This window comes from Pseudomonas sp. FYR_7 (assembly GCF_043106155.1).
GTDB lineage: Bacteria > Pseudomonadota > Gammaproteobacteria > Pseudomonadales > Pseudomonadaceae > Aquipseudomonas > Aquipseudomonas parafulva_B.
Genome location: NZ_JBICMI010000049.1, coordinates 160,533 through 181,440, shown reverse-complemented (window position 1 = coordinate 181,440; position 20,908 = coordinate 160,533). Strand labels below are relative to the sequence as shown.

Genomic DNA, 20,908 nt, shown 5'->3' with positions numbered 1-20,908 from the left:
CTACCCAAAATTATTGCAGCTGAATAGATGGTTTGATCTGTAAGGTCATGCCTACCATCTGAATCGTAGAATCCTACCGACTTATCAGAAACGCCCGACTGTATCCGGTTAACGAAAGCCGGCTCTACTGGCTTCCTTCTAAACGATCAAAAGAGGGAAGGCATCATGGCCGCATTCAGCCCGGCACGCATTGCCGTCATCCAGTTCGCGCCTCAGGTGGGGCTTGAACATTGCGCTGGTAACCTCGCCAAGAGCGTGGCATTGGCACGCAGCGCCGCGCGTGCTGGAGCCAACCTCATCGTGCTGCCCGAACTCACCAACACGGGCTACACCTTTGTGTCGCGGGCAGAGGCCTTTGCTCATGCCGAAACACTTGAGCACGGCTCTAGCGTGCAGGCCTGGGCAGACCTTGCCGAGCAATACCAGGTCTACTTGGCTGCCGGATTCGTCGAACAGGATGGATTGAAACTGTATGACAGTGCGGTGCTGTTCGGCCCGAGCGGTTTGCTCGGGCATTACCGCAAGGCTCACTTAGGGGCCCAGGAAAACTTGTGGTGTGCCCCAGGTAACCTGGGCTTTCCAGTGTTTGACACATCGATAGGCCGCATAGGTCTGTTGATTGGCGGTGATATCTGGTTCCCGGAAGTGCCACGACTGCTGGCAGCCCAAGGGGCCGATCTGATCTGCAGCCTCAATAACTGGGTCTGGACACCACCACCGCTATTCGATCAGGCAGACCGGTGCATGGCCAACTACCTGACCATGACGGCCGCCCACGTCAACAATATCTTCATTGCCGCTGCCAATCGTATCGGTGACGAGCGAGGTAGGCGGTTTTTGGGATGTTCACTGATTGCCGGAACCAACGGCTGGCCTATTGGCGAAGTGGCCAGTGCACAAGAGCAGACCATCGTCTATGCCGATATAGACCTGAGCAGTGCTCGCTCGGCCCCCTGCAATACCTTGAATGACGCCCCCCGTGATCGGCGTACAGATCTTTATGATGTGACGCTCGGTTATCGCCTGCATGCGGCCATGCCGCTAAGGAAGTGAGCACGCTATTCAGGCATACCCACATGATGCGTATGAAGCGCGCAGGCGCTCTGCAGGAGGTGTTTATGTTAGGGTGCACGCATACCCGACTGCCAGGACCCTACTGCATGTTTTTACCGCTTACAGAAAAAGAGCTCAATCGCCTTGAAGACATGTTGATCGTCTACGGCAATGACTACTCGGTCATCAATCTGGCAGAGCTCAACGGCTTCTTCACCGCCCTGGCTAGCTCACCCAATACCGTCCAGCCTATGGAATGGCTGCCAGCGGTAGCCGGCGGTCACGTTCCCAAGTTCAAGAAGCCTGCTGACGAAGAGGCCTATACGGCATTAATGTTGCGCTACGCCAGTCAGGTTGCCGAAGACCTGGAAGACGATGTTGATGGCTTCGAACCGCTTTTTGAGCAAGGCGAGGGCGATCAGGGTACCGAAGTCGTCATGGAGGAGTGGTGCTTTGGCTACATGCGCGGCACTCAAGTCGCTGGGTGGGCTGCCCTGCCTCCAGAACAGGATGCGCTGCTCAAGACTATCTCGCTACATGGGTTGGAAGATAACGTCGAGCTATTGGATCAGATGTCCGAACAGGATATCCAGCAGTGCGTGCCCCAAGTCATCGATGCCGTTCGCCAGCTCTATCGCTTCTATTCAAGGCAGCGGTAAGGCCATCGAAGACCGCGAATTTGATGAACTGAGCAAGTTGGGGTTCAAACAGCCATACGGTGCCACAGTCCCCACGTTGTATAGGCTCAGCACAGGCTCTACCTCCAATCACCTTCTGTCGCGGGCGCCACGCAGGCCCATTGTTTCGATCAGCGAAATTGAGGCTTGCTCCAGGCGCTGATTCTGCTTCTACGTCGATACATGCAGTATGGCTCCACCAGCGCTATGCCGGCGCTGACTAGGAGCCACGCCAATGTCCAACCCAATAAAGCTCTACAACTTCCCCAAGTCCGGTCACGCGCACCGCATCGAGCTCATGCTTTCCCTGCTTGCGTTGCCCACCGAACTGGTTTTCGTGGACCTGGCAGCAGGTGCGCACAAGCAACCCGAGTTCCTGGCCCTGAACCCTTTCGGTCAGGTGCCGGTGATCGATGACAACGGTACGGTGATCGCTGATTCCAACGCCATCCTGGTGTACCTGGCCAAGAAATACGACAACGGTGCATGGCTGCCCGAAGATCCAGTGGCAGCGGCTGCTGTGCAACGCTGGTTATCGGTAGCGGCCGGCCCGCTGGCCTTCGGTCCGGCCGCCGCGCGCCTGGTAACCGTATTCGGCGCGGCATTCAATACCGACGAGGTCATTGCTCGCGCCCATGCGCTGCTCAAGGTGATCGATACCGAGTTGGCCGAAAGACCGTTCCTGGCAGGCCATACCCCAACCATCGCCGACATCGCCAACTACTCGTACATCGCCCACGCACCTGAAGGCAATGTGTCGCTGGAGCCCTACGCCAATGTGCGCGACTGGCTGATGCGAATCGAAGCGTTGCCCGGCTTCGTGGCCATGCCACGTACTCAGATCGGGCTGCAGAACAACGCCTGACACTTTGCCGCCCCGAGGACGTCGCCATGCAGCACACACTCGACCATCGCCCATCGCCTTGGCACCCAGGCGAGAAAACCCTGCAGGAAAAGGTGGGTGTTGCAGCGCGCATGGAGGCGGTGGGGCATAAGGTCATTCGCGACTACATGCCCGATCAGCACCGCACCTTCTACCACCAGCTGCCGTTCATTGTTGCCGCCAGCGTGGACTCGCAGGGCCGTCCATGGGCGACCCTACTGGAGGGGCCGGAAGGTTTCATCCGCTCGCCCCATCCACGTGAGCTGATAATCGATACCCAACCGCCAGCCGACGATCCGGCGACGCCAGGGCTGGCCGACGGGCAGGCAGTCGGTCTGCTGGGTATCGAACTGCACACCCGTCGGCGCAATCGCCTCAACGGCCACATCCAACAGGCCACCCAGGGGCAGTTGCAGGTGACCGTGGCTCAGTCATTCGGCAACTGCCCGCAATACATCCAACGGCGCGACTACACCCGGGTTGCGCAACTGCTCCAAGGGCGCGTCGATTCCACAGCGCTGGATGCCGATGCCGTCAGCCTGATCCAGGCAGCCGATACCTTCTTCGTTGCCAGTTATGTCGAGCACGCCGACGGCCAGCGAGCGGTGGACGTCTCCCACCGTGGCGGACGACCCGGCTTCGTCAGGGTTGAAGGCAGCCTCCTGACCATCCCCGATTACGCCGGGAACCTGCACTTCAATACCCTGGGCAACCTGCTGGCAAACCCCCGGGCTGGGCTATTGTTCATCGACTTCAGCAACGGCAACGTGCTGCAACTGTATGGGCGTGCCGAGCTGGTGCTGGACAGCCCCGACACTTCCCTGTTCGAGGGTGCCGAGCGTCTATGGACGCTGGATGTCGAGCAGGTGGTATGGCGTCCGGGCGCAGTTGGCCTGCGTTGGGCATTCAAGGACTACGCGCCAACCACGTTGGCGACCGGCACCTGGCCCCGCCTGCTGCAACCTTCGCAACAGGCGCAATGGCAACCTTGGCGTGTGCTGCGGGTAGAGCAGGAAAGCGGCGATATCCGCTCGTTCTACCTTGAGCCACCTGGCGCTACCGCAGTGACGTTCGCGCCAGGGCAACATGTGCCCGTGCAAATCCCGCTGGACCCGCATAAGCCTCTGATCCGCACCTACAGCCTGTCCAGCGCACCCTCCGACGGCCATGTGCGTATCAGCGTCAAAGCCCAGGGACCCGCTTCGCGATATTTGCATGAGCGCGTCGTGGCAGGCGATGTACTGCAGGTGCGCCCGCCCGTAGGCAGTTTCACGCTCGATTTGAACAGCACCCGGCCGCTGGTACTGATTGGCGCTGGCGTGGGTATCACGCCTTTGCTGGCCATGTTGCGCGAGCAGTTGAAGCAGGGGCAGGCGCGGGTCATTCATCTTTTCCAAGGTGCCCGTAGCTTGGCTGATCTGGCATTCCACAAGGAACTGGCCCACTTGCAACATTACGCCGCAGGGCTGCTGCACGTGTACCGCGCCCTGAGCCAACCCGAAGACCACGCCCAGCCAGGCCGTGATTATCAGTTTGCCGGCCGGCTGGGTATCGAGCACGTCAAAGCCACACTGACACTCGATGACTACGACTTCTACCTGTGTGGCCCAGGCAACTTCACCCAGGACTTCTACCAGGGGCTGCGTGGCCTGCATGTGCCGGACGCGCGGATTCATGCCGAAGCGTTCGGCCCGTCAAGCCTTCGCCGCCACCTCGACGCCGGCCAGCCGACGCTGCAGCAGCCGCCTGCTGCCAGCGAGCCAGTGGCGGTGCATTTTGCAGCATCAGCTAAGCAGGCACAGTGGTCACCCTCCAGCGGCACACTGCTGGAGCTGGCCGAAGCACATGGCCTGTCGCCGGAATTCAGTTGCCGGGGTGGAACCTGCGGCACCTGCAAAACGCGGTTGCTCAGTGGCCAGGTGCATTACCCTAACCTCCCGGCCGAAATGCCGGAGAGCGGGACCGCGCTGATCTGTTGTGCGGTGCCAGCAAACATGGATGAGCCGGGGCAGGCGCTGATGCTTGATATCTGATCGGCCAGAACAGGCAGCACCAGCGCCTCGAATCAACCATAATGCCCGCATTCCCGCCCCCAGGAGCCCGCATGGACCAGATCCACCTGATGAAGGTGTTCGTCGCCGTTGGCGAACTGGAAAGCTTCGCCGCCGCTGCCCGGCGCCTGGATATCTCCCCGGCGGCCGTCACCCGTGCTGTTGTCGCCCTGGAAGAACAACTCGGGGTGAAGTTGGCGCTGCGTACCACGCGCAGTGTGCGCCTGACCGAAGCCGGCGGCCGCTACCTGGAGGACACCCGGCACATTCTCGCCAGCATCCATGAGGCCAACGAAGCCGCTGCCGGCATCAACGCCACACCCAAGGGCGACCTGGCCGTTACTGCGCCCATCCTGTTTGGCAAGAAGTTCGTCATGCCGTGCATCGTCCGCTACCTGCAGCAGTACCCCGAGGTTGACGTCTCCGCCTACTTCCTCGACCGCATCGTGAACATGGTCGAAGAGGGCATGGATGTGGCCGTTCGTATCGGGCCCTTACCCGACTCCGGGCTCAAAGCACTGCGGGTGGGCAGGGTCCGACGCATGCTGTGCGCCTCTCCCGAATATCTGGCGCGTCATGGCGTGCCAAAGCACCCGTCCGACTTGGCGGAGCATGCAGTGATTGGTACCACCAACCTGTCGCCGCGAGCCGGCTGGCGTTTCGGAGTAATCGGTGAACCGACCTTGGTGCGCATGAAACCCCGCTTGACTGTGACCAGCAATGACGGCGCCATCGCTGCGGCCAGCTGCGGGTTGGGCATTGCTCGCCTGCTGTCGTATCAGGTCGCGGATGAACTGGCCAGCGGGCAGCTGCAGGTGGTTCTGGCCGATTACGAAGAGGCGCCTTGGCCAATCCATATATTGCACCGGGAGAGCAAGTACGGTTCAGCCAAGGTCCGGGCCTTCATTGACATGCTGGCGCAGGCGCTGAAGGCTCGACAGCTGGACTGATTTAACTGAGCAGGGTGAATGTAAAGCAACCTGGGTGGTTCGTGCTGCAGGTCCTTGTGCAGGTTGAGCTTGCCCACCACGACTGCTTGCCGGTACGCGGGCATACGTGCGGCAAGCCAGGGTCATGCGGCAGTGAATCGATTGTAGAGGTCGGCCCGCCTTCCAGATCGAGGTAGTCGGTAATGGGCTAGGCGGCTGGGGTGTGTGGGCCGGCGCGCTTGATGCTGTCTACATCGGTATCTTCGCCCAAGTCTCCCCAAGGGGCGGCGCGTTGTCCAAGTGACAGATGTTCACGTGAATCTCCTCAGCCCTTGCCCCTCTCGGGTGATCGCCTTGAGTCAGCAGCCCTTCAGGTGAACTGAATGAAGAAGAACCCGGCGTCATCGCCTTCCTTGCCACGGCGCGCCTGCATGTCCACGAACAGGTAGCCGTTACCTTCGCCAAACAGCCCACCATGTGGCGGACTGGCTTGGGCCACGTCGGCGTCTACCAGTTGCATCATGAACATGTAGCGCGGTGGTTCGTAGATCGGATCCTGCAGCCAGCAAGGGCGACCGCTGGGCTTGCTCAGGCCGATCCCGCTGTCTTCATCCTCATGCTCCTCGTCATGCTCCTCGTCGGTCATTTCTTCGAAATCGATGAACGCTCGCTCCAGCAGCAAGGGCGGGGTGCTGGGCTCCAGTGGATGGCTGGCGAGTTCATGCAGAATGACCCGGGCAAAGCCACCGCTAAGCACGCTCTGCAGTTCAGACTGCTGATTGACCGTATAGCGACGTTGAAGTGGGCGGTTGAAGCTACCATCCTGCTGTTGCGCGACTGCAAGAAAAACGGTGATAGCCATGCCTGGTGGGACGAACCGGGCCGGTTGGAATTGTTCGGTAAGGGTCATGATGGGAGTCATCAGCCCACCGGTTTGCGGGTTGGCCGGCCACAGGGAGAGGTCCTTGAGCAAAGGCGCACCACCGATTTGGCCGTAGCCGTGATCTTGTTGGGACAACACGATTTTCTTCATGGCTAGTAACACCCTTTGCTTTTGGCGAATGATTTGGCGTAGCGTCGGGCCGTTCTGAGTTGCTGGATTGTGACATCCCCCTGGCTGACTAACGATTGGTAGATCGCCTTGGACATCAAGCGGATTTCAAGCTTGCCGCTTTTGAGCATCTGGTTAGGCTTGAGGCCCATTGCCTTGCGTAACCGGTTCTCTGCAGCATGCACCTGATCATGGTGCTTCGGCGTCAGGGCAATCGAAGGGTTGCCGCGCAACCTGCGATTTTTCGGTGCAATACCGGCGTCCTGCAAGAACTTGTTACGCAGAATCTCATGAGCTTCAAGGCCATCGCCTCGGTGCGCCTTGGCACCATACCCCGCGGTCTCGCCTTCCTTCAATAGACCCCATGGGTCGATCCAAGTAAACGGGTTGGGCGCATACTCGTAAAGGTTCAAGCCACCGGCCAGACCAATCGGGTCAGGCTGGGTAAAGCGGCCTATCTCCGGGTCGTAGAAGCGGAACAAGTTGTAGTGCAGGCCGGTTTCGCGGTCCAGGTACTGGCCTTGGAAGCGCAGGTTCTGTTTTTCCGGCAGACGGGTAGCCCGCTGTTCATCCCAGCTTGCGCCCCAGGTCAGGTAGCGCGCCGACCACACCTCCTCGCCAGCGTCGTCGGTCAACTGCTCCGGCAGGCCGTTGATGTCATTGTGGTAATGCAGTACCTGCTGGTGAGCACCCAGGCCATCCACCCGGGCCAGCGGTTCATGACCATCGTCCTCGTACAAGTACAACGCCTGCCGGCCATTGTGCTGCTCGCCGAGCAGGCGCAGGCCACTCCAGCTGAAGCGCGTGCGGCCAACCACCTGGCCGTCGAGCGTCGATTCGATCTTCTCGGTACGCCGGCCCATCGGGTCGTAGCGCATGACGATGATGCGCTCCCGCCCGGGTTGCAAGTTGCGCACCTGGACCAGCCGGTGCTCGGCGTCGTAGCGAAAATGCTGCGTACCGCGGCGACGGCTGCGCTTTTCCACCAGGCGACCGAAGCCATCGTAGCGATAGCGCTTGTCCTCGAAAGTGAGCACGCGGTTGTGCCGGACCAGCCCGGCACCTGCTGTCCGCGGGTCGAGCAGGTTGCCGGCCGGGTCGTAGCGGAATGCTTCGCGCTGGCCGACAGGGCTGTCTTGGCGCCCCAGCACATAGCCGCAGCCATCATGCTGATAAGCCTGCAAATAGCCGGTGCCCGGATGCTGCACTTCGCGTACGGCCAGTTGGTCGGCCGCGTCGAATTGGTACCGCTGCTGGTCTGGCGCCGGCAGCTGGCGGGGTTGGGTTGCCGGGCGGCGCAGCAGGGTGCGCACGCGCCCGCCACGGTCGTACTGGCGTTGAACCGCCAGGTTGCCCTGCAGGCGCAGCGTCTCCCGGTGTACGCGGTCTCGCTCGAAATCGCACACCACCTTGCCATCGAGGTTGATCTGGTGCAGGTGCCCGCTACCGTAGTACAGGCGGTTGATCCAGCGGCCGTCGGGGACTCGCGTGCGGGTGACATTGCCGAGCGGGTCGTACTGATACTGCACGCGGCCCTGCGCGCTGTGTTCTTCGAGCAACTGGCCAAGTGCATCGAAGGCGAAGCCAAGTTCCTCGACCTGGCCATCCACGGCGGTACGGCGGACCGCAACCACGTTGTCCAGGGGGTCATTGCAGTAGTCGGTGCGCCCCTCATCGGTATGGCGGGTCAGCAGGCGACCGCCGGCGTCATACGCCATGCGATGAATGATGGGCGCCTCCTCGCTGCCCGGCGCAGGCATGAAGGTCACCTGGACAAGGTTGTCCAGTAAGTCGTACTGGTAGCGCCGCAAGCCGCCGTCCAGGTCGCGTTCGGCGATCAGCCGGTCGCCTGCATCCCATTCGAAACCGTATGCTTCACCATTTTCGTTGTACAGCGCGAGCAGGCGCCCATGGTTATCGTACTGGTAGCGCACCTGTCGGCCGAGCGCATCGGTGCGTAGTTCCAGCTGCCCGCGGCGGTTACGCCGGTATTGGGTAACGTGACCTGCTGTGTCGATGTGCTGTGCCAACAAGCCGCTGGCATCCAGGACAAACGCTTCGCTGCGGCCATCGGGCAAGGTCACGCTGCGCAAGCGACCCTTGCTGTCATGCTGGTAGCCGGTGCGCTCGCCCTGGGCGTCGGTGATCGATTGCAGGTGGCCCAATGTATCGTAGGCGAAGCGGGTCAGATAGCCGGAGCAGTCCCGCTGTTCGACCAGCAGTCCTTGCTCGTTCCAGCGCAGGTGGCGGCTGGAACCATTGGCATCGATGATTTCGACAGGGTTTCCCTGGCTGTCGTGGCGATACCGTGTGTGCTGGCCCAGCGGGTCGGTTTCGCGCGTGCAGTTGCCACGTTGGTCGTAGGCGAATGTCCAGCGGTGGCCGGCCTGGTCGGTCTGGCTGCGCGGCAGCGACCAATGCTCGAGCCACTCGCTCGACTCGCTACGCCCCAGCGGGTCGACCGTTTCGGCAAGATTGCCCGACTCATCGTAGAAAAATTGCCAGCGTCCATCCATGGGATCGCTTGCCTCGAGCAACTGGCGCTCGTCGTTCCATTCGAAGCGCCAGGTCCGCTTGAGTGCATCGGTGTAGGCGGTGATCTGATACTGCGGGTTCCAGTGGCGCACGGCGACGCGGCCAAGACTGTCGGTCACCCGCGTGATGCCAGCGGCCACATCGTATTCGAAGGCGTAGCTGTCGCCGCCGTTGGTCCAGTGTCGTACTACCCGCCAACCGTCCTCATGCTGCGCCCATTCGTAATTGCAACACAGACCGCCCCCAGTACGGTGTTCGATCATGCGTCGGGCGGCGTCGTAAGCAAAGCTGCGCAGCGGCTGACTTGCGCCATCCAGCACCTGAGCCAGGTCACCGTTGGCGTCATAGCCATAGCTGGCCAAGCGTTGCGATTCGCCGCTCGCCGCGTGGAAGTCGACGTGGCTCACACGCTGTGGCCATTGCTGGCTGTAGCCGAGCCGGACACGCACCTGGTCGAAGGTATCGCGCAACTGGCAAAGACGGCCTTGGTCGTCGTAATCCAGGTAGATCCGGTTGTCGTTGCGATCACCGATCTGGCTCAGGCGCAGTCGGTCAGGCCGCCCCGGGGTCGGCTGGAACAACCGGTACTCGCCTTCGCGGCTTTCGGTCAGCAGCTCGCCGTTGTGCGCCCGGCGTACGCTCAGCCCTTCACCGACGCTGAACACCGCATCACCCAAGGTGATGATGCCCATATCCACCCGGCGGGCCTGCTCGTCGACCAGCACCAGGTGATCGTCTTCGCCAACCTCTACCGAAACTTCGTAAGGCAGGCTCCAGCCCGCGCCGAACAAGCCATCGATCCGCTCGTCGTGGCTGTTGTAGAAGCGTTGCCAGGCGATCGGCAGGGTGGCCTGCACGGTGAAGTCGAGGTCTTCATCGCCACACAGGACCTTGCCGCCGGTCGCCGCATGTACCGGGTTGGGCGAACCGGCCATGGCCTGGGTGAGGGCACCGGTCACCTGCCCGGTCACGACGCTGCTCACCCCGCCCACCAGCATGCAGCCGAACTTGCTGTAGAACTTGCCGCCACGCCCGCGCAGCAGCATCAGCGCGGTCACCGCCAGGCCGATGCCCGGCGTCTTGCCGCTGCGTATCTCGCGCACTACGATCGGCTCTCCACCGATGCGCACGTTGCTCGATATCAGGCCACCTTCGACGATCACCGCTTCGCAGGTGCTGCGGTCACCGCTGCGGCAGGCCGGGTGGCCATTGATCAGTACCTTGCTTGACCCTTCGGCCAGATATTGCGGTGGCATGGGCGGGTGCTTGCTGCACAGTACTTTGTCGTCCGGGGCTGGCAGAGTATTGGCGGCTGGCGTGGCCACGGTCGGCCGCCACATCTGCGAGAAGAAGCCCTTGGCCATGTCCAGAAAGCTTTCTTCCTTCGCCTCGCCAGCCTCGGCGCCGGCCGGCTCCAGCGGTGCCGGCGGGCCGGTGACGATGCCGGCAGCACGTGCCGCGCGCATGCCGTTGGTGCGAGTGTTCGGCGAGCCACTGATGATGGTGGCCTGCACCGACGGCGGGAACAGGAAATTTCCGATACCCTCGCATAATCGGCTCAGGCCGGTATCGGCGCCGGTCTTGGCCATGACCACACCGACCACCAGGCCGACCACCGCACCCAGCACGAAGCAGCCCAGGCCACCGGTGGCCACGGTCAGGCCGAACGCCGCCGCCACGGCGGCAGTGGCCAGGGCACCGATGGCCACGGTGGCAGCGATTTCCAGTACACCGCCGACGATGTCTGCCAGCATCGAGGTGTGCATCAGCGCGTCGCCTTCGCGGGCGGCCCACAGGGCGTCGGACATGGTGCGCGATCAGCCCAGGTTGTCGAAATCGAGCGACTGCTTGATGGTTGCCCAGTGCGCCGCGTCTGCTGCGCCCAGCGGGCTGGCCTTGACGTAACTCAGGGCAAACATCTTGCGCGTGCCGGGCAGCACCAGGGCCAGCTGGTACTGGTGGACCTTTTCCTGGCCCTTGCTAAATTGGCTGCTCAGCTCGATGGCGGCGATCGCCTGGGCGGCACCCACCTGCACGGCCTGGGCCGGTTGCATGCGCAAGTCCTTGACCTGTTGTTGCAGGCGCTGCAGCTGGCCATCGAAATTGCTCTGCAAGGTCTCGCCTTCGGCCAGCTGGCTTCGGCTGATGATCAGCGAGGTGGCCAGCGCCTCGAAGCGCAGGATGTTGATGCTGCTGTCCTGCACGGCGGCATCGGGCAGGGTCAGGCGGAATTCGTTGATGCGATAACTCATAGCTGGTCTCGTTACTGGTCAGAGCCGGAGAAGATCGCCTTCACCGAACTATCGATGGTCTGTTTCACGCCCTGGTTGTCAGGCGCGGTCTGCGCACCGCTGCCGACGTTGAGGTCGAGGGTGCCGTCGGTATTGATCTCGCCGTTCTGACTGGCATGGAAGCTGAACTGCTCGCAGCTGATGTTGATCTGGCCGCTGGCGTTCAGCTCGATCACGCTCTTGCCGCACACTAGGCGCAGGTTTTCACCCACTTCGATCAGGTAGCTGGTGCTGACGCTGTCAGTCTTGCTAGCGCCGACCAGCAGCATGTCGTCGCGGCGCACGGCGCGGATGCGGTCCTGGCCGATGGTGATGGTTTCCAGCATGCCGACCGTCTGGGTGCGGTTGATGCCGACCGCCAGCGTCTCGCACTGCTCGACCACGGTGTCCATGTTGCGCTCGGCATGCACGTACAGCTGCTCGGCGCCCTTTTTGTCCTCCATGCGGATTTCATTGAAATTGGCCGGGCTGCCCCCCTTGCTCGAACGGCTCTTCATGCCGCTTTGCGTGGCATTGGCGGGCAGGTCGTAGGGCACGCTCTGTTCGGCGTTGTACACGCGGCCAGTGATGATCGGCCGGTCGGGGTCGCCTTCGAGGAAGCTGACGATCACCTCCTGGCCAATCCGCGGGATCTGCATCGAGCCCCAGTTCTTGCCAGCCCAGGCCTGCGATACGCGGATCCAGCACGAGCTGTTCTCGTTGGACTGGTCGTGGCGGTCCCAGTGGAAGTGCACCTTCACCCGGCCATACTGGTCGGTCCAGATCTCCTCGCCAGCGGGGCCGACCACCACGGCGGTCTGCGGGCCCTTGACGATCGGCCGCACGGTGCTGCCCTGCGGGCGGAAACTCTGCTGGGCGTCGATGCAGCTGAGGTTGCTCTCGAACTGCGCGGCGCCGCTGCCGGTGCCGCTTTCCAGGCGCTCCTGGTGCACGTAGTAGCGTGCGCCGACGATCAGGTATTCGCGGTTCTGGTCCTGGCGGGTGAAACCGCTGAGGCTGAACAGGTGGCCGCTGCCCAGGCCGCGGGCATTGCCGCGCAGCTCGACCCGCTCGTGCAGGCTCTGCAGCGACTCCAGGCGCGTGCGCGCGTAGTGCTCGCCGTCCTGGCTTTGCTGGTAGGCGCCGGGGTAGTCGTATAGCGGGTAATCCCCGGCCTGGTGCGGGCGGGGCATGGCCGAGCGCACATCGATGCGTGCGCTGGGGCGCTGGAAGTCATAGTCGTTGAGTTCCAGCGAACCAGGCTGGACTTCCTGGGCCAGGTGCCAGTCGTTGATGTGGTCGCGCTCGCGATGCTGCCCGTCCGGCGGGTAGTAGGGCACGCTTTCGTAGCCCGGCACCTGCGGATGCGCGCCGTAGGCATCGGCCAGCACTAGCACGTGGCGCTGCGCTTCATGGCGGAAGAAGTAGTAGATGCCTTCCTCTTCCATCAGCCGGCTGACGAAATCGAAGCTGGTCTCGCGGTACTGCACGCAGTACTCGCGCTCGCAGTAGCTGCGGCTCAAGGCATCCTCGAAATCGGAAAAGCCCAGGTCGCGGAACACCTGCTTGATGATTTGCGGTGCGCTCAGGTGCTGGAAAATGCGGCAGTCGCTGGTGCGGGTCAGCAGCCACAACCACGGCCGCAGGGTGACCCGGTAGCTGGCGAACTGGCCCTGATCGACCGCCTGGCTGCAGCGGGCGACGATGCCATGGAAGTAGCGAGAGGTGCCCAAGCCCTGTTGCACGCTCAGGCTCATCGGCTTGCCCAGCAGGGCGTTGAGGTCGATGGCCGGGTCGTCGCTGGTCAGCCGCAGCTCATAGTCGAACAGGCGGCCGAGCTCGTCGCTGCCGCCCATTTCTGCCAGGATCAGCTTGTCCGGCCCCAACGGGCTGTTGATCTGCGCCAGGCGCGTGAACTGCGTGAACAGCATGGTCGGTCCTGTCAGTCGGCTGCGCCGAAGTCATAGTGCAAGTCGTTGTCGCGACGGCTGATGCGTACGCTGGCCAGCGGCTTGCCTTCGAGCATGCGGGTGAGAAACTCGCGGCTCATGTCCGGCAGCAGGCCGTTGGTGAGGATGGCGTCGATCATGCGGCCACCGCTTTCGGTTTCGCTGCAGCGCGAAACGACCAGCTCGACCACACCGTCGTCGTAGGCGAAGCCTACCTTGTGCGTGCCTTCCACGCGCTTACGAACGCGCTCCAGCTGCAGACGGGTGATGGCCTTGAGCATGGCGTCGCTGAGCGGGTAGTAGGGGATGGTCACCAGTCGGCCGAGCAGCGCCGGCGGGAAGATCTCTAGCAGCGGCTGGCGCAGCTGGCTGGCTACCGTGTCCGGGTCGGGCAGAGCCTGCGGGTCGTTGCAGGTACGCGCGATCAGCTCGGTTCCAGCGTTGGTGGTAAGCAGGATCAGGGTATTGCGGAAGTCGATCTGGCGGCCTTCGCCGTCTTCCATCACGCCCTTGTCGAACACCTGGAAAAAGATCTCGTGCACGTCCGGGTGGGCCTTTTCTACCTCGTCCAACAGCACCACGCTGTACGGCCGGCGGCGCACCGCCTCGGTCAGCACGCCGCCCTCGCCATAGCCGACATAGCCGGGCGGGGCGCCCTTTAGGGTGGACACGGTGTGCGCTTCCTGGAACTCGCTCATGTTGATGGTGATCAGGTTCTGCTCACCGCCGTACAGCGCCTCGGCCAGGGCCAGTGCGGTCTCGGTCTTGCCCACGCCGGAGGTGCCGGCGAGCATGAACACGCCGATCGGCTTGTGCGGGTTGTCGAGGCCGGCGCGGGAGGTCTGGATGCGCTTGGCGATCATTTGCAGCGCGTGGTCCTGGCCGATGATGCGCTTGGCCAGCAGGCTGTCGAGGTTGAGCACGGTCTCGATCTCGTTGCGCGCCATGCGCCCCACCGGAATCCCGGTCCAGTCGGCCACCACCGAGGCGACGGCCTGGTAGTCCACGGTCGGCAGAATCAACGGGCTCTCGCCTTGCAGCGCGCTCAGGCGCTGTTGCAGGTCGGCCAGTGCTTCGCGCAGTTCGGAGTTTGCTGGCAACGCCGCGTCCTGGTCGACCACACCGGCCTGGTCGCGCAGCTGCGCGCGGGTGGCCAGCAACTGATCGACCAGGGCCTTTTCCTCGGCCCAGCGGCTTTCCAGGGTGGCTAGGCGTTGGCGCTCCTCGGCCAGCAAGCCGTCGGCCTGGGCCTGGCGCTGCCCGGTGGCCACGCCGATGGCGGCTTCGCGGGCGATGATCGCCTGTTCGACCTCCAGCGCCTCGATGCGCCGGCGGCTGTCATCGACCTCGGCCGGCACCGCGTGCAGGCTGATGGCCACGCGCGCGCAGGCGTTATCGAGCAGGCTCACCGACTTGTCCGGCAGTTGGCGCGCGGGGATGTAGCGGTGGGACAGCTTGACCGCGGCCTCGAGTGCCTCGTCGAGGATCTGCACCTGATGGTGCTGTTCCATGGTCGATGCCACTCCACGCATCATCAGCAGGGCCTTGGCTTCGCTCGGCTCGGCCACCTGCACCACCTGGAAGCGGCGGGTCAGGGCCGGGTCTTTCTCGATGTGTTTCTTGTATTCGGCCCAGGTGGTCGCCGCCACTGTGCGCAGGCTGCCACGGGCCAGGGCCGGCTTGAGCAGGTTGGCCGCATCGCCGGTGCCGGCTGCGCCCCCTGCACCGACCAGGGTGTGTGCTTCATCGATGAACAGGATGATCGGCTTGGGCGACGCCTGCACATCCTCGATCACCTGGCGCAGGCGCTGTTCGAATTCGCCTTTCATGCTGGCGCCGGCCTGCAGCAGGCCGACATCCAGGCTGCGCAGTTCTACGTCCTTGAGCGCCGGCGGCACATCGCCGGCGACGATGCGCAAGGCGAAGCCTTCCACCACGGCGGTTTTGCCGACACCGGCCTCGCCGGTAAGGATCGGGTTGTTCTGCCGGCGGCGCATGAGGATATCGACCAGCTGACGGATCTCTTCGTCGCGCCCGACGATAGGGTCAAGCTTGCCGCTGCGCGCCTGTTCGGTAAGGTCGACGGTAAAGCGCTTGAGCGCCTCCTGCTTGCCCATCGCCGCCGGCGCCACGGCGCCGCTGGCTTCGCCGGGCAGCGCAGCGCTGAAGCCGTCGGTGGCAGCCAGGTGGTTTTCCGGCGAGTCGCCCACGTACTCGCTGAAGCGTTCGCTCAGCGCCTCGACCTTCACTTTGCCGAATTCGCTGGACAGCCCCTGCAGGGCATGGCGCAGGCTCGGGGTCTTGAGGATGCCGACCAGCAGGTAGCCGGTGCGCACCTGGCTTTCGCCGAACATCAGGCTGCCGTATACCCAGCCGCGTTCGACGGCTTCTTCCACCTGCGAAGAGAGGTCGGTGATCGACGTCGAACCGCGCGGCAGGCGGTCCAGGGCATCGGTCAGGTCACGGGCCAGGCGCGCCGGCTCGATATCGCACTGGCGTACGATGCGGTGCAGGTCGCTGTCCTGCAGTTGCAGCAATTGGTGCAGCCAGTGCACCAGCTCGACATAGGGGTTGCCCCGCAGTTTGCAAAATACCGTGGCGGCCTCAATGGCCTTGTAGGCGACGCTGTTGAGTTTGCCGAACAGCGTGGCGCGGCTGATTTCACCCATGGTCCTGGTTCCTTGTGTGGTGGGCGGCGGCCGGCTGGTCGGCGTAGTACCGGGCCAGCTTCAGGTCGCGTGCATCGTGCAGAGGGCGGCCGAGCCAGGTGTCGAAACCCAGGCGTTGGCCGGCATTGAGTTGCAGCGCAGGCACCTGGTCCTGCGCAAGGATCAGGTTCAGGTCCCAGTCCAGCTCCTGGCCCAGGTACTCGGCGACCCAGGACGCCAGTTCGACGAAAGCCTGCCCGCCGGGCAGCAGGGCGTGGTACTGGTCGAGGCTGAGTGGGCCCAGGCACAGGCGGAACTTGTGCTGGCGGTCCCAGACGTAGCGGCCCAGACACAGGTCCACGCCCAGGCGGTTGGCGCGCACGCCGAGCTGGCTGCGTTCGGGCAGTTCTAGCCATTGGCCGACGTATTCTTCCAGCGTCACCGGCACGCCAAAATAGCCGCCAAGTATGCTGCGCAGGCCATCCGGGTAGCGGGTTTGCGCGCTCAGGTGGCCCGACCAGTGCAGTTTGCCGGTGTCGGCCAGCGCGCCCTGACCTTGCAGTTCGGGCTGGCCACGGCCACTCAGCGCCGCCAGGCGCGCGGCCCAGTAGTCGTCACCCGGGCGGTCGTGGCTGACCGTCGGGCGCGCTTCGGCCCAGGCTCGGTAGAACAGGCTCAGCAGGCGGTGATGGAAGACGTCCAGGAACGCCTTGCTGGTCGCGTCGCCGTGGTTGCGCTGGCGCTCGCGCATGTATTCGGTGAGGTGCAGTGGCAGCGGGCCATTGGGGCCACCCAGGCCGAAGAAGAACTGCTCCAGGCGCGCCGGCTGGTCGCCGTCGGCACTGACCGCAGCCAGGGTCGCCGGGGCGAACCCGCAGTCCAAGCGCTGGCCCAGGCGCACCGGCTCGTCGGCCAGGCGCAGGGAATGGCCGAAGCGTGGCAGCTCGGGGTGCTGCGCCTCGAGGCGGCGCAGCGCCTGGAAGAAATCGTACGCCCAGGGCTGCGCCTGCATGGCCTGCAAGGTATTCATAACGTCGGCCTGCGCCCGGGTTTAGCGGCCCAGCGCATGATCTCGCCACGTTCGCTGGTGCGCAGTACAGTTTCGGTGAAGCTGTTGATCGACACATAGCGGGTCAGGAAACGTTCGAACACCGCACCCAGCAGGAACACGCCGGTGCCGCGGAAGGCGTTCTCATCGAAGGTCAGGGTAATTTCCAGGCCACGCCCGAACACGATTGGCCCCGGCATCGGCAGGCGCCGCGTGCAGGGCTTGCTGCTGACCTCGCGCAGGCCGTCGATCTGCAGGTTCAGGGCGCTGTCCTGCGGGTCGCCGTACAGGCGCAGCAGTTCGCGCAGGGCAGCGGCGCCCTGGCCGTGTTCGGCCAGCGACAGGTAGTTCAGCGACAGCTGGCTGATCAGGCGCCAGGCGCGGTTGTCGTGGGCATGGCTGGCTTTGGGCCTGCCCGGGCCGGCCAGGCAGCGGATGCCGGCCACCGGCGCGCTGTCGGCCAGGCTGAAGTCGCTGCGGCCATCGCCCACGTTCATGAACAGCGGCAGGTCACGGTTGCTGCACAGGGCGCTGATACCCAGCTGGCGCAGGTCGTGGCGGTACGGCGCCTGCTGGCCGTCAACCAGGCTGATGAACGTCTCGCTCCCCATGTAGCTGGAGCGGGTACCGTTGCGGCGCTGGTCACTGGACGACACCCGTGGCTCGCGGCGCACGATGTAGTAGGCCTGGTCGCGGCCATAGCGCGACGGGTCGCGCACGGCGTAGAACGGCAGGAATTCCTGGTCCGGGCCGGTGCCGTAGCCGGTGACCCGCTGCAGCGAGTGAATCTCGAAATCGGTGGGCCGGGTGCGGTCGGCGATCACGTGGTGCTCATGCACCCGATCGGTCAGGTGCAGGCGGTCGACCCGGCGCGGGAACAGGTTGATCGCCGGGGTGCAGAACGGCACGAACTGGCTGGCGCCGACGCTGCTTTCCAGGCTCTGGTCGAAACGCTCGAACAACACCAGCACTTCCAGCGTCTGGCCGCTGCAGCGCTGCACCGCCCGTTCCAGCCCGGCGATATTGACGAACAGAAAGCGCTGCGGCAGGGCGAAATATTCCTGCAATAGGCGGTAGCCCTGGAACGCCTGCGGCACCACCGGCAATGCTGCCTCGCGGTCATCGAAGCCACACGGGCGCAGCGCCTGCTCGACGGGAATACGCTCCACCCAGTCCGCGCCGGGTTGGCGGACGAACACCGCGCAAGCGCTGCCCAGCAGTTGCTCGTAGAGGCGGAACGGGGTTTCGTCGGCGCCGTTGAGGTACAGCGGTAGATGGCTGAGCGGCAGGCTGGCGAACGGCACCTCGGCGCCAGTGCGCAAGGTCAGGCGCATGCCGGCGCGGGCCTGCGGCACGCTGCCGGCTAGGCGCCCGAGCACCGCACCGGGGTTGCCGAAGTACTCGGCGGCGGCCACCTGCAACGGCCACAAGGTAACGTCCTGGGTGCTGCGGAACTCGCACGGGGTCTGCGAGTTGCGCCCCAGGTTGGCGCGCAGCACACTGTCACGCGGCAGGCGGAAACCGCTGGCCAGCGAACCCTCGTCGGGGTCGGTCTGCAGTTGCACCACGGTCATCGATGGGGTCGGCGCCAGGTAGTGTGGGTAGGCGATTTCCAGCAGGTTGTGGGTGAAGGTCGGGTACTCGGCGTCGAGCTTGAGCTGCACCCGGGCGGTGAGGTAGGCGAAGCCTTCGAGCAGGCGCTCGACATACGGGTCGGCGCACTCGATGCCGGACAACGTCAGGCGCCCGGCAATTTTCGGGTATTCCCTGGCGAACTCCGCGGCACTCTCGCGAATGTGCTGCAACTCCTGGTTGTACAGCTCGAGCATGCGCGGGTTCATGCACGCCTCCGGCGTTCGGCGGGGGCCACACGCACATGCCCGGACTCAAGGTCGATGTCGGTCTGCAGCAGCAACGGCAGCGCCGCTGGCTGGGCCCACAGGTCGCCTTCGATCTCGAAGCTCAAGGCGTTGGCGTTCATCTCGCCGGGCGCGGCCTGGGCCCGCACCTTGAGGGTGTGGGGGAGAATGCGTGGCTCGTAGGTGGCGATGGCCTGGTGGATGATGCGTTCCAGGGCGGTCAGGTCAATGTTCGAGGCGCTGTTGCCGGCCAGCGCCGGTAGCCCATAGTTGACCACCGAGGCCCCGGCCGGGGTGTCCAGGGTGGTGACGCTGTCGAGCAGCGAAGTGGTGTTGAGCAACCAGGCGAGGTCGCGCAGCACAGAGGCCTTGAGCTGGTGCAGGCTGAGCACGCGCTTGTCCGGGGCTTCCTGCGGGTTGCCCGGGTTGTCGTCGGTCAGGCGGTCCAGCAGCGACGGCTGCAGGCGGTCGCGGGCGGCGATCTCGGCTACCACTCGAACAGCCCCACGAAGTTCTTCTGGTCCACAGGGCCACGCGAGCAACTGCCGCCACGGGCCAGGATGGAGGGCTCCAGGCGCGTGCCGAGCTGACGCACGGCCTGGAACTGGCTGTCGCAACGGCCAGGTTGCGCCGGGTCTGGCTGCACATGGCTGACAATGATGATCTGCGCCCCCTTGAATTGTTCGACGCGTGGCTTGCCGCTGTCGCGCCCTGGGCTGAGCTGGCAGGGCCAGGGCATGTCCAGTTGCAGCAGCGAGGCATCGGCTTTGCGCAGCGCGCAGCGGCCTTGGTGGTTAACCAGCGCAAGGGTGTGGCCGCCCAAGTTCACCTCAGGCGCCGCGCCCGACGGTGCAGCGGGCGCCTGGGCACACGCGTTCAAGGCGAATGCGAGCAGCAGCGCCGGCAGCAGGGTTGTGCATGCAGGTCTCATTTGAGCTCCCAGAACCAGACAGCCTTGGATCGGTGCGCCTGGTCGGCGAAATAGCCCGTGACCCGGCCTCGGTCCCACAGATCGATGTGGTCGCCGGTACGGTTGTCGAATGCCTGCCCGGCACGGGCGAAGCAATCCTTGAAGAAGATGATGCCGCGCTTCTCGCTGAGCTTGAGGCGGTCGTCGGCGCTGCCGCTCAGTTGTAGGGGTGCGCCGAGATGGTACTTCCACAACCAGTTGGCCAGCGACTCGGCGCCCCGGGCATGGCCATGAGCACAGCGCGGTTCGCTGTAGCTGCCGGCGTTCACCTTGATGGTGTGTTCGCCATTGAGCGCAATGCTCATGCGAATGGCGCACTGGTTGTCCCAGCCGCCGTCGCAAGGCGACGAGTCAGTCGGGTAGGCATTCCACAGGTTGATGAAAGAAGGCTTGGCCATGGGTTCACCGTAAGCGGGTGAGGTGAGGGAAGGGCGCCCACGCCAGCCAAGGCGGCGCGGACGCAGTCGGTCAGATCTTGACGTTGGAGCGGATGTTCCAGCCGTACTTGATCGGGCCGCCTTCCTTGCTGCCGTCGGCTTTCTGCGGCTGATAATCGACGGTGACCTTGGCGAAGTTCAGGGTCACGTTCTCGGTCAGGCGGTCGTCGCTGCCCGAGCCACCGGTGCTGAGCGAGCTGATGATGACTTCTTCGAGGTTGATGATCAGGTACTCGACCTGACTCTCGCCCCCGGCCTTGCGCACGGTCAGCTTGACCTTGTCGATGTGCTTGCCGCTGGAGCAGTGGGCCATCAGGTTGGGGCTGGACTTGTCGATGTACTTGGTGATCGACAGGTCCTGGATGTTGACCTTGCCCGAGCCGCCGCCGCTGCCCGTGTGCATGTTGCCGGACTGGGACATGCCCCAGCTCCAGTTGAGCACGTCGATTTCGTCCTTGTGGGCCTTGTCGTGGGACTCGCCCTTGATGTCGCCGATCTTGATGAAAATATCTACAGCCATGATGTCCTCGGTATTACGCGTCAGGTTG

15 protein-coding genes and 2 pseudogenes are annotated in these 20,908 nt (G+C 63.9%); 5 read left to right on the top strand and 12 right to left on the bottom strand.

From position 1 onward, the window contains the following. Window positions 1-165 precede the first annotated feature (165 nt). The 5 genes from ACF8R3_RS12465 (at window position 166) to ACF8R3_RS12445 (ending at window position 5,614) form a co-directional block, all read left to right on the top strand. Window positions 166-1,053, top strand: a complete 888-nt coding sequence (locus tag ACF8R3_RS12465) for a nitrilase family protein (RefSeq protein ID WP_058638537.1) — start codon at window positions 166-168, stop codon at window positions 1,051-1,053. A gap of 107 nt (window positions 1,054-1,160) precedes the next feature. Then, on the top strand, window positions 1,161-1,712 hold the full coding sequence (locus tag ACF8R3_RS12460) for a UPF0149 family protein (protein ID WP_196142292.1): 552 nt from the start codon (window positions 1,161-1,163) through the stop codon (window positions 1,710-1,712). 253 nt (window positions 1,713-1,965) lie between these two features. Beyond that, window positions 1,966-2,595, top strand: coding sequence for a glutathione S-transferase family protein (locus ACF8R3_RS12455; protein ID WP_078478117.1), 630 nt, complete (start codon window positions 1,966-1,968; stop codon window positions 2,593-2,595). 26 nt (window positions 2,596-2,621) lie between these two features. Beyond that, window positions 2,622-4,646 (top strand): pyridoxamine 5'-phosphate oxidase family protein, encoded by a 2,025-nt coding sequence (locus tag ACF8R3_RS12450; protein WP_392474840.1) that lies wholly within the window; start codon window positions 2,622-2,624, stop codon window positions 4,644-4,646. A gap of 71 nt (window positions 4,647-4,717) precedes the next feature. Then, complete coding sequence (locus ACF8R3_RS12445; protein WP_078478119.1) at window positions 4,718-5,614, top strand: LysR family transcriptional regulator; 897 nt, start codon at window positions 4,718-4,720, stop codon at window positions 5,612-5,614. 349 nt (window positions 5,615-5,963) lie between these two features. On the opposite strand, the gene ACF8R3_RS12440 is transcribed toward ACF8R3_RS12445, so the two are convergent. The 12 genes and pseudogenes from ACF8R3_RS12440 to ACF8R3_RS12385 all read right to left on the bottom strand — a co-directional run bounded on the left by ACF8R3_RS12440 (window position 5,964) and on the right by ACF8R3_RS12385 (window position 20,880). Then, entirely contained in the window at window positions 5,964-6,626 is a 663-nt protein-coding gene (locus ACF8R3_RS12440; RefSeq protein ID WP_058638532.1) for a hypothetical protein, read from the bottom strand. A gap of 2 nt (window positions 6,627-6,628) precedes the next feature. After that, window positions 6,629-7,654 (bottom strand): annotated as a pseudogene (locus ACF8R3_RS12435) (RHS repeat domain-containing protein); the annotation flags it as partial. A 471-nt stretch (window positions 7,655-8,125) separates the two neighbouring features. Next, window positions 8,126-10,519, bottom strand: a pseudogene (locus ACF8R3_RS12430) (DUF6531 domain-containing protein); the annotation flags it as partial. A gap of 477 nt (window positions 10,520-10,996) precedes the next feature. Further along, on the bottom strand, window positions 10,997-11,431 hold the full coding sequence (locus ACF8R3_RS12425) for a DcrB-related protein (protein WP_197844560.1): 435 nt from the start codon (window positions 11,429-11,431) through the stop codon (window positions 10,997-10,999). Window positions 11,432-11,442: 11 nt separating this feature from the next. Continuing rightward, complete coding sequence (locus ACF8R3_RS12420) at window positions 11,443-13,380, bottom strand: type VI secretion system tip protein VgrG (RefSeq protein ID WP_197844559.1); 1,938 nt, start codon at window positions 13,378-13,380, stop codon at window positions 11,443-11,445. An 11-nt stretch (window positions 13,381-13,391) separates the two neighbouring features. Continuing rightward, a complete protein-coding gene (gene tssH, locus ACF8R3_RS12415; RefSeq protein WP_392515672.1) occupies window positions 13,392-16,067 on the bottom strand; it encodes a type VI secretion system ATPase TssH in 2,676 nt (891 codons plus the stop codon). Further along, window positions 16,060-17,076: a type VI secretion system baseplate subunit TssG gene (tssG, locus tag ACF8R3_RS12410; RefSeq protein WP_196186207.1), complete on the bottom strand. Its 1,017-nt coding sequence runs from the start codon at window positions 17,074-17,076 to the stop codon at window positions 16,060-16,062. Before tssG ends, tssH begins: the two co-directional genes overlap by 8 nt. Beyond that, window positions 17,073-18,935 (bottom strand): type VI secretion system baseplate subunit TssF, encoded by a 1,863-nt coding sequence (tssF, locus tag ACF8R3_RS12405; RefSeq protein ID WP_392515671.1) that lies wholly within the window; start codon window positions 18,933-18,935, stop codon window positions 17,073-17,075. The genes tssG and tssF overlap by 4 nt, the downstream gene beginning before the upstream one ends. Next, a complete protein-coding gene (tssE, locus tag ACF8R3_RS12400) occupies window positions 18,932-19,447 on the bottom strand; it encodes a type VI secretion system baseplate subunit TssE (protein ID WP_078478124.1) in 516 nt (171 codons plus the stop codon). Before tssE ends, tssF begins: the two co-directional genes overlap by 4 nt. Further along, the gene (locus tag ACF8R3_RS12395) at window positions 19,441-19,884 is read right to left on the bottom strand and encodes a hypothetical protein (RefSeq protein WP_182139752.1); all 444 of its coding nucleotides are present in this window, start codon (window positions 19,882-19,884) and stop codon (window positions 19,441-19,443) included. The genes tssE and ACF8R3_RS12395 overlap by 7 nt, the downstream gene beginning before the upstream one ends. Further along, window positions 19,881-20,321: a type VI secretion system amidase effector protein Tae4 gene (locus ACF8R3_RS12390; RefSeq protein ID WP_058638526.1), complete on the bottom strand. Its 441-nt coding sequence runs from the start codon at window positions 20,319-20,321 to the stop codon at window positions 19,881-19,883. Before ACF8R3_RS12390 ends, ACF8R3_RS12395 begins: the two co-directional genes overlap by 4 nt. 70 nt (window positions 20,322-20,391) lie before the next feature. Beyond that, window positions 20,392-20,880, bottom strand: a complete 489-nt coding sequence (locus ACF8R3_RS12385; protein ID WP_058638525.1) for a type VI secretion system tube protein Hcp — start codon at window positions 20,878-20,880, stop codon at window positions 20,392-20,394. Between the last annotated feature and the right edge of the window lie 28 nt (window positions 20,881-20,908).

Coding starts and splice junctions, on each gene's coding strand:
- ACF8R3_RS12465 (WP_058638537.1), top strand. CDS start 166: ATGGCCGCATTCAGCCCGGCACGCATTGCCGTCATCCAGTTCGCGCCT.
- ACF8R3_RS12460 (WP_196142292.1), top strand. CDS start 1,161: ATGTTTTTACCGCTTACAGAAAAAGAGCTCAATCGCCTTGAAGACATG.
- ACF8R3_RS12455 (WP_078478117.1), top strand. CDS start 1,966: ATGTCCAACCCAATAAAGCTCTACAACTTCCCCAAGTCCGGTCACGCG.
- ACF8R3_RS12450 (WP_392474840.1), top strand. CDS start 2,622: ATGCAGCACACACTCGACCATCGCCCATCGCCTTGGCACCCAGGCGAG.
- ACF8R3_RS12445 (WP_078478119.1), top strand. CDS start 4,718: ATGGACCAGATCCACCTGATGAAGGTGTTCGTCGCCGTTGGCGAACTG.
- ACF8R3_RS12440 (WP_058638532.1), bottom strand. CDS start 6,626: ATGAAGAAAATCGTGTTGTCCCAACAAGATCACGGCTACGGCCAAATC.
- ACF8R3_RS12425 (WP_197844560.1), bottom strand. CDS start 11,431: ATGAGTTATCGCATCAACGAATTCCGCCTGACCCTGCCCGATGCCGCC.
- ACF8R3_RS12420 (WP_197844559.1), bottom strand. CDS start 13,380: ATGCTGTTCACGCAGTTCACGCGCCTGGCGCAGATCAACAGCCCGTTG.
- tssH (WP_392515672.1), bottom strand. CDS start 16,067: ATGGGTGAAATCAGCCGCGCCACGCTGTTCGGCAAACTCAACAGCGTC.
- tssG (WP_196186207.1), bottom strand. CDS start 17,076: ATGAATACCTTGCAGGCCATGCAGGCGCAGCCCTGGGCGTACGATTTC.
- tssF (WP_392515671.1), bottom strand. CDS start 18,935: ATGAACCCGCGCATGCTCGAGCTGTACAACCAGGAGTTGCAGCACATT.
- ACF8R3_RS12395 (WP_182139752.1), bottom strand. CDS start 19,884: ATGAGACCTGCATGCACAACCCTGCTGCCGGCGCTGCTGCTCGCATTC.
- ACF8R3_RS12390 (WP_058638526.1), bottom strand. CDS start 20,321: ATGGCCAAGCCTTCTTTCATCAACCTGTGGAATGCCTACCCGACTGAC.
- ACF8R3_RS12385 (WP_058638525.1), bottom strand. CDS start 20,880: ATGGCTGTAGATATTTTCATCAAGATCGGCGACATCAAGGGCGAGTCC.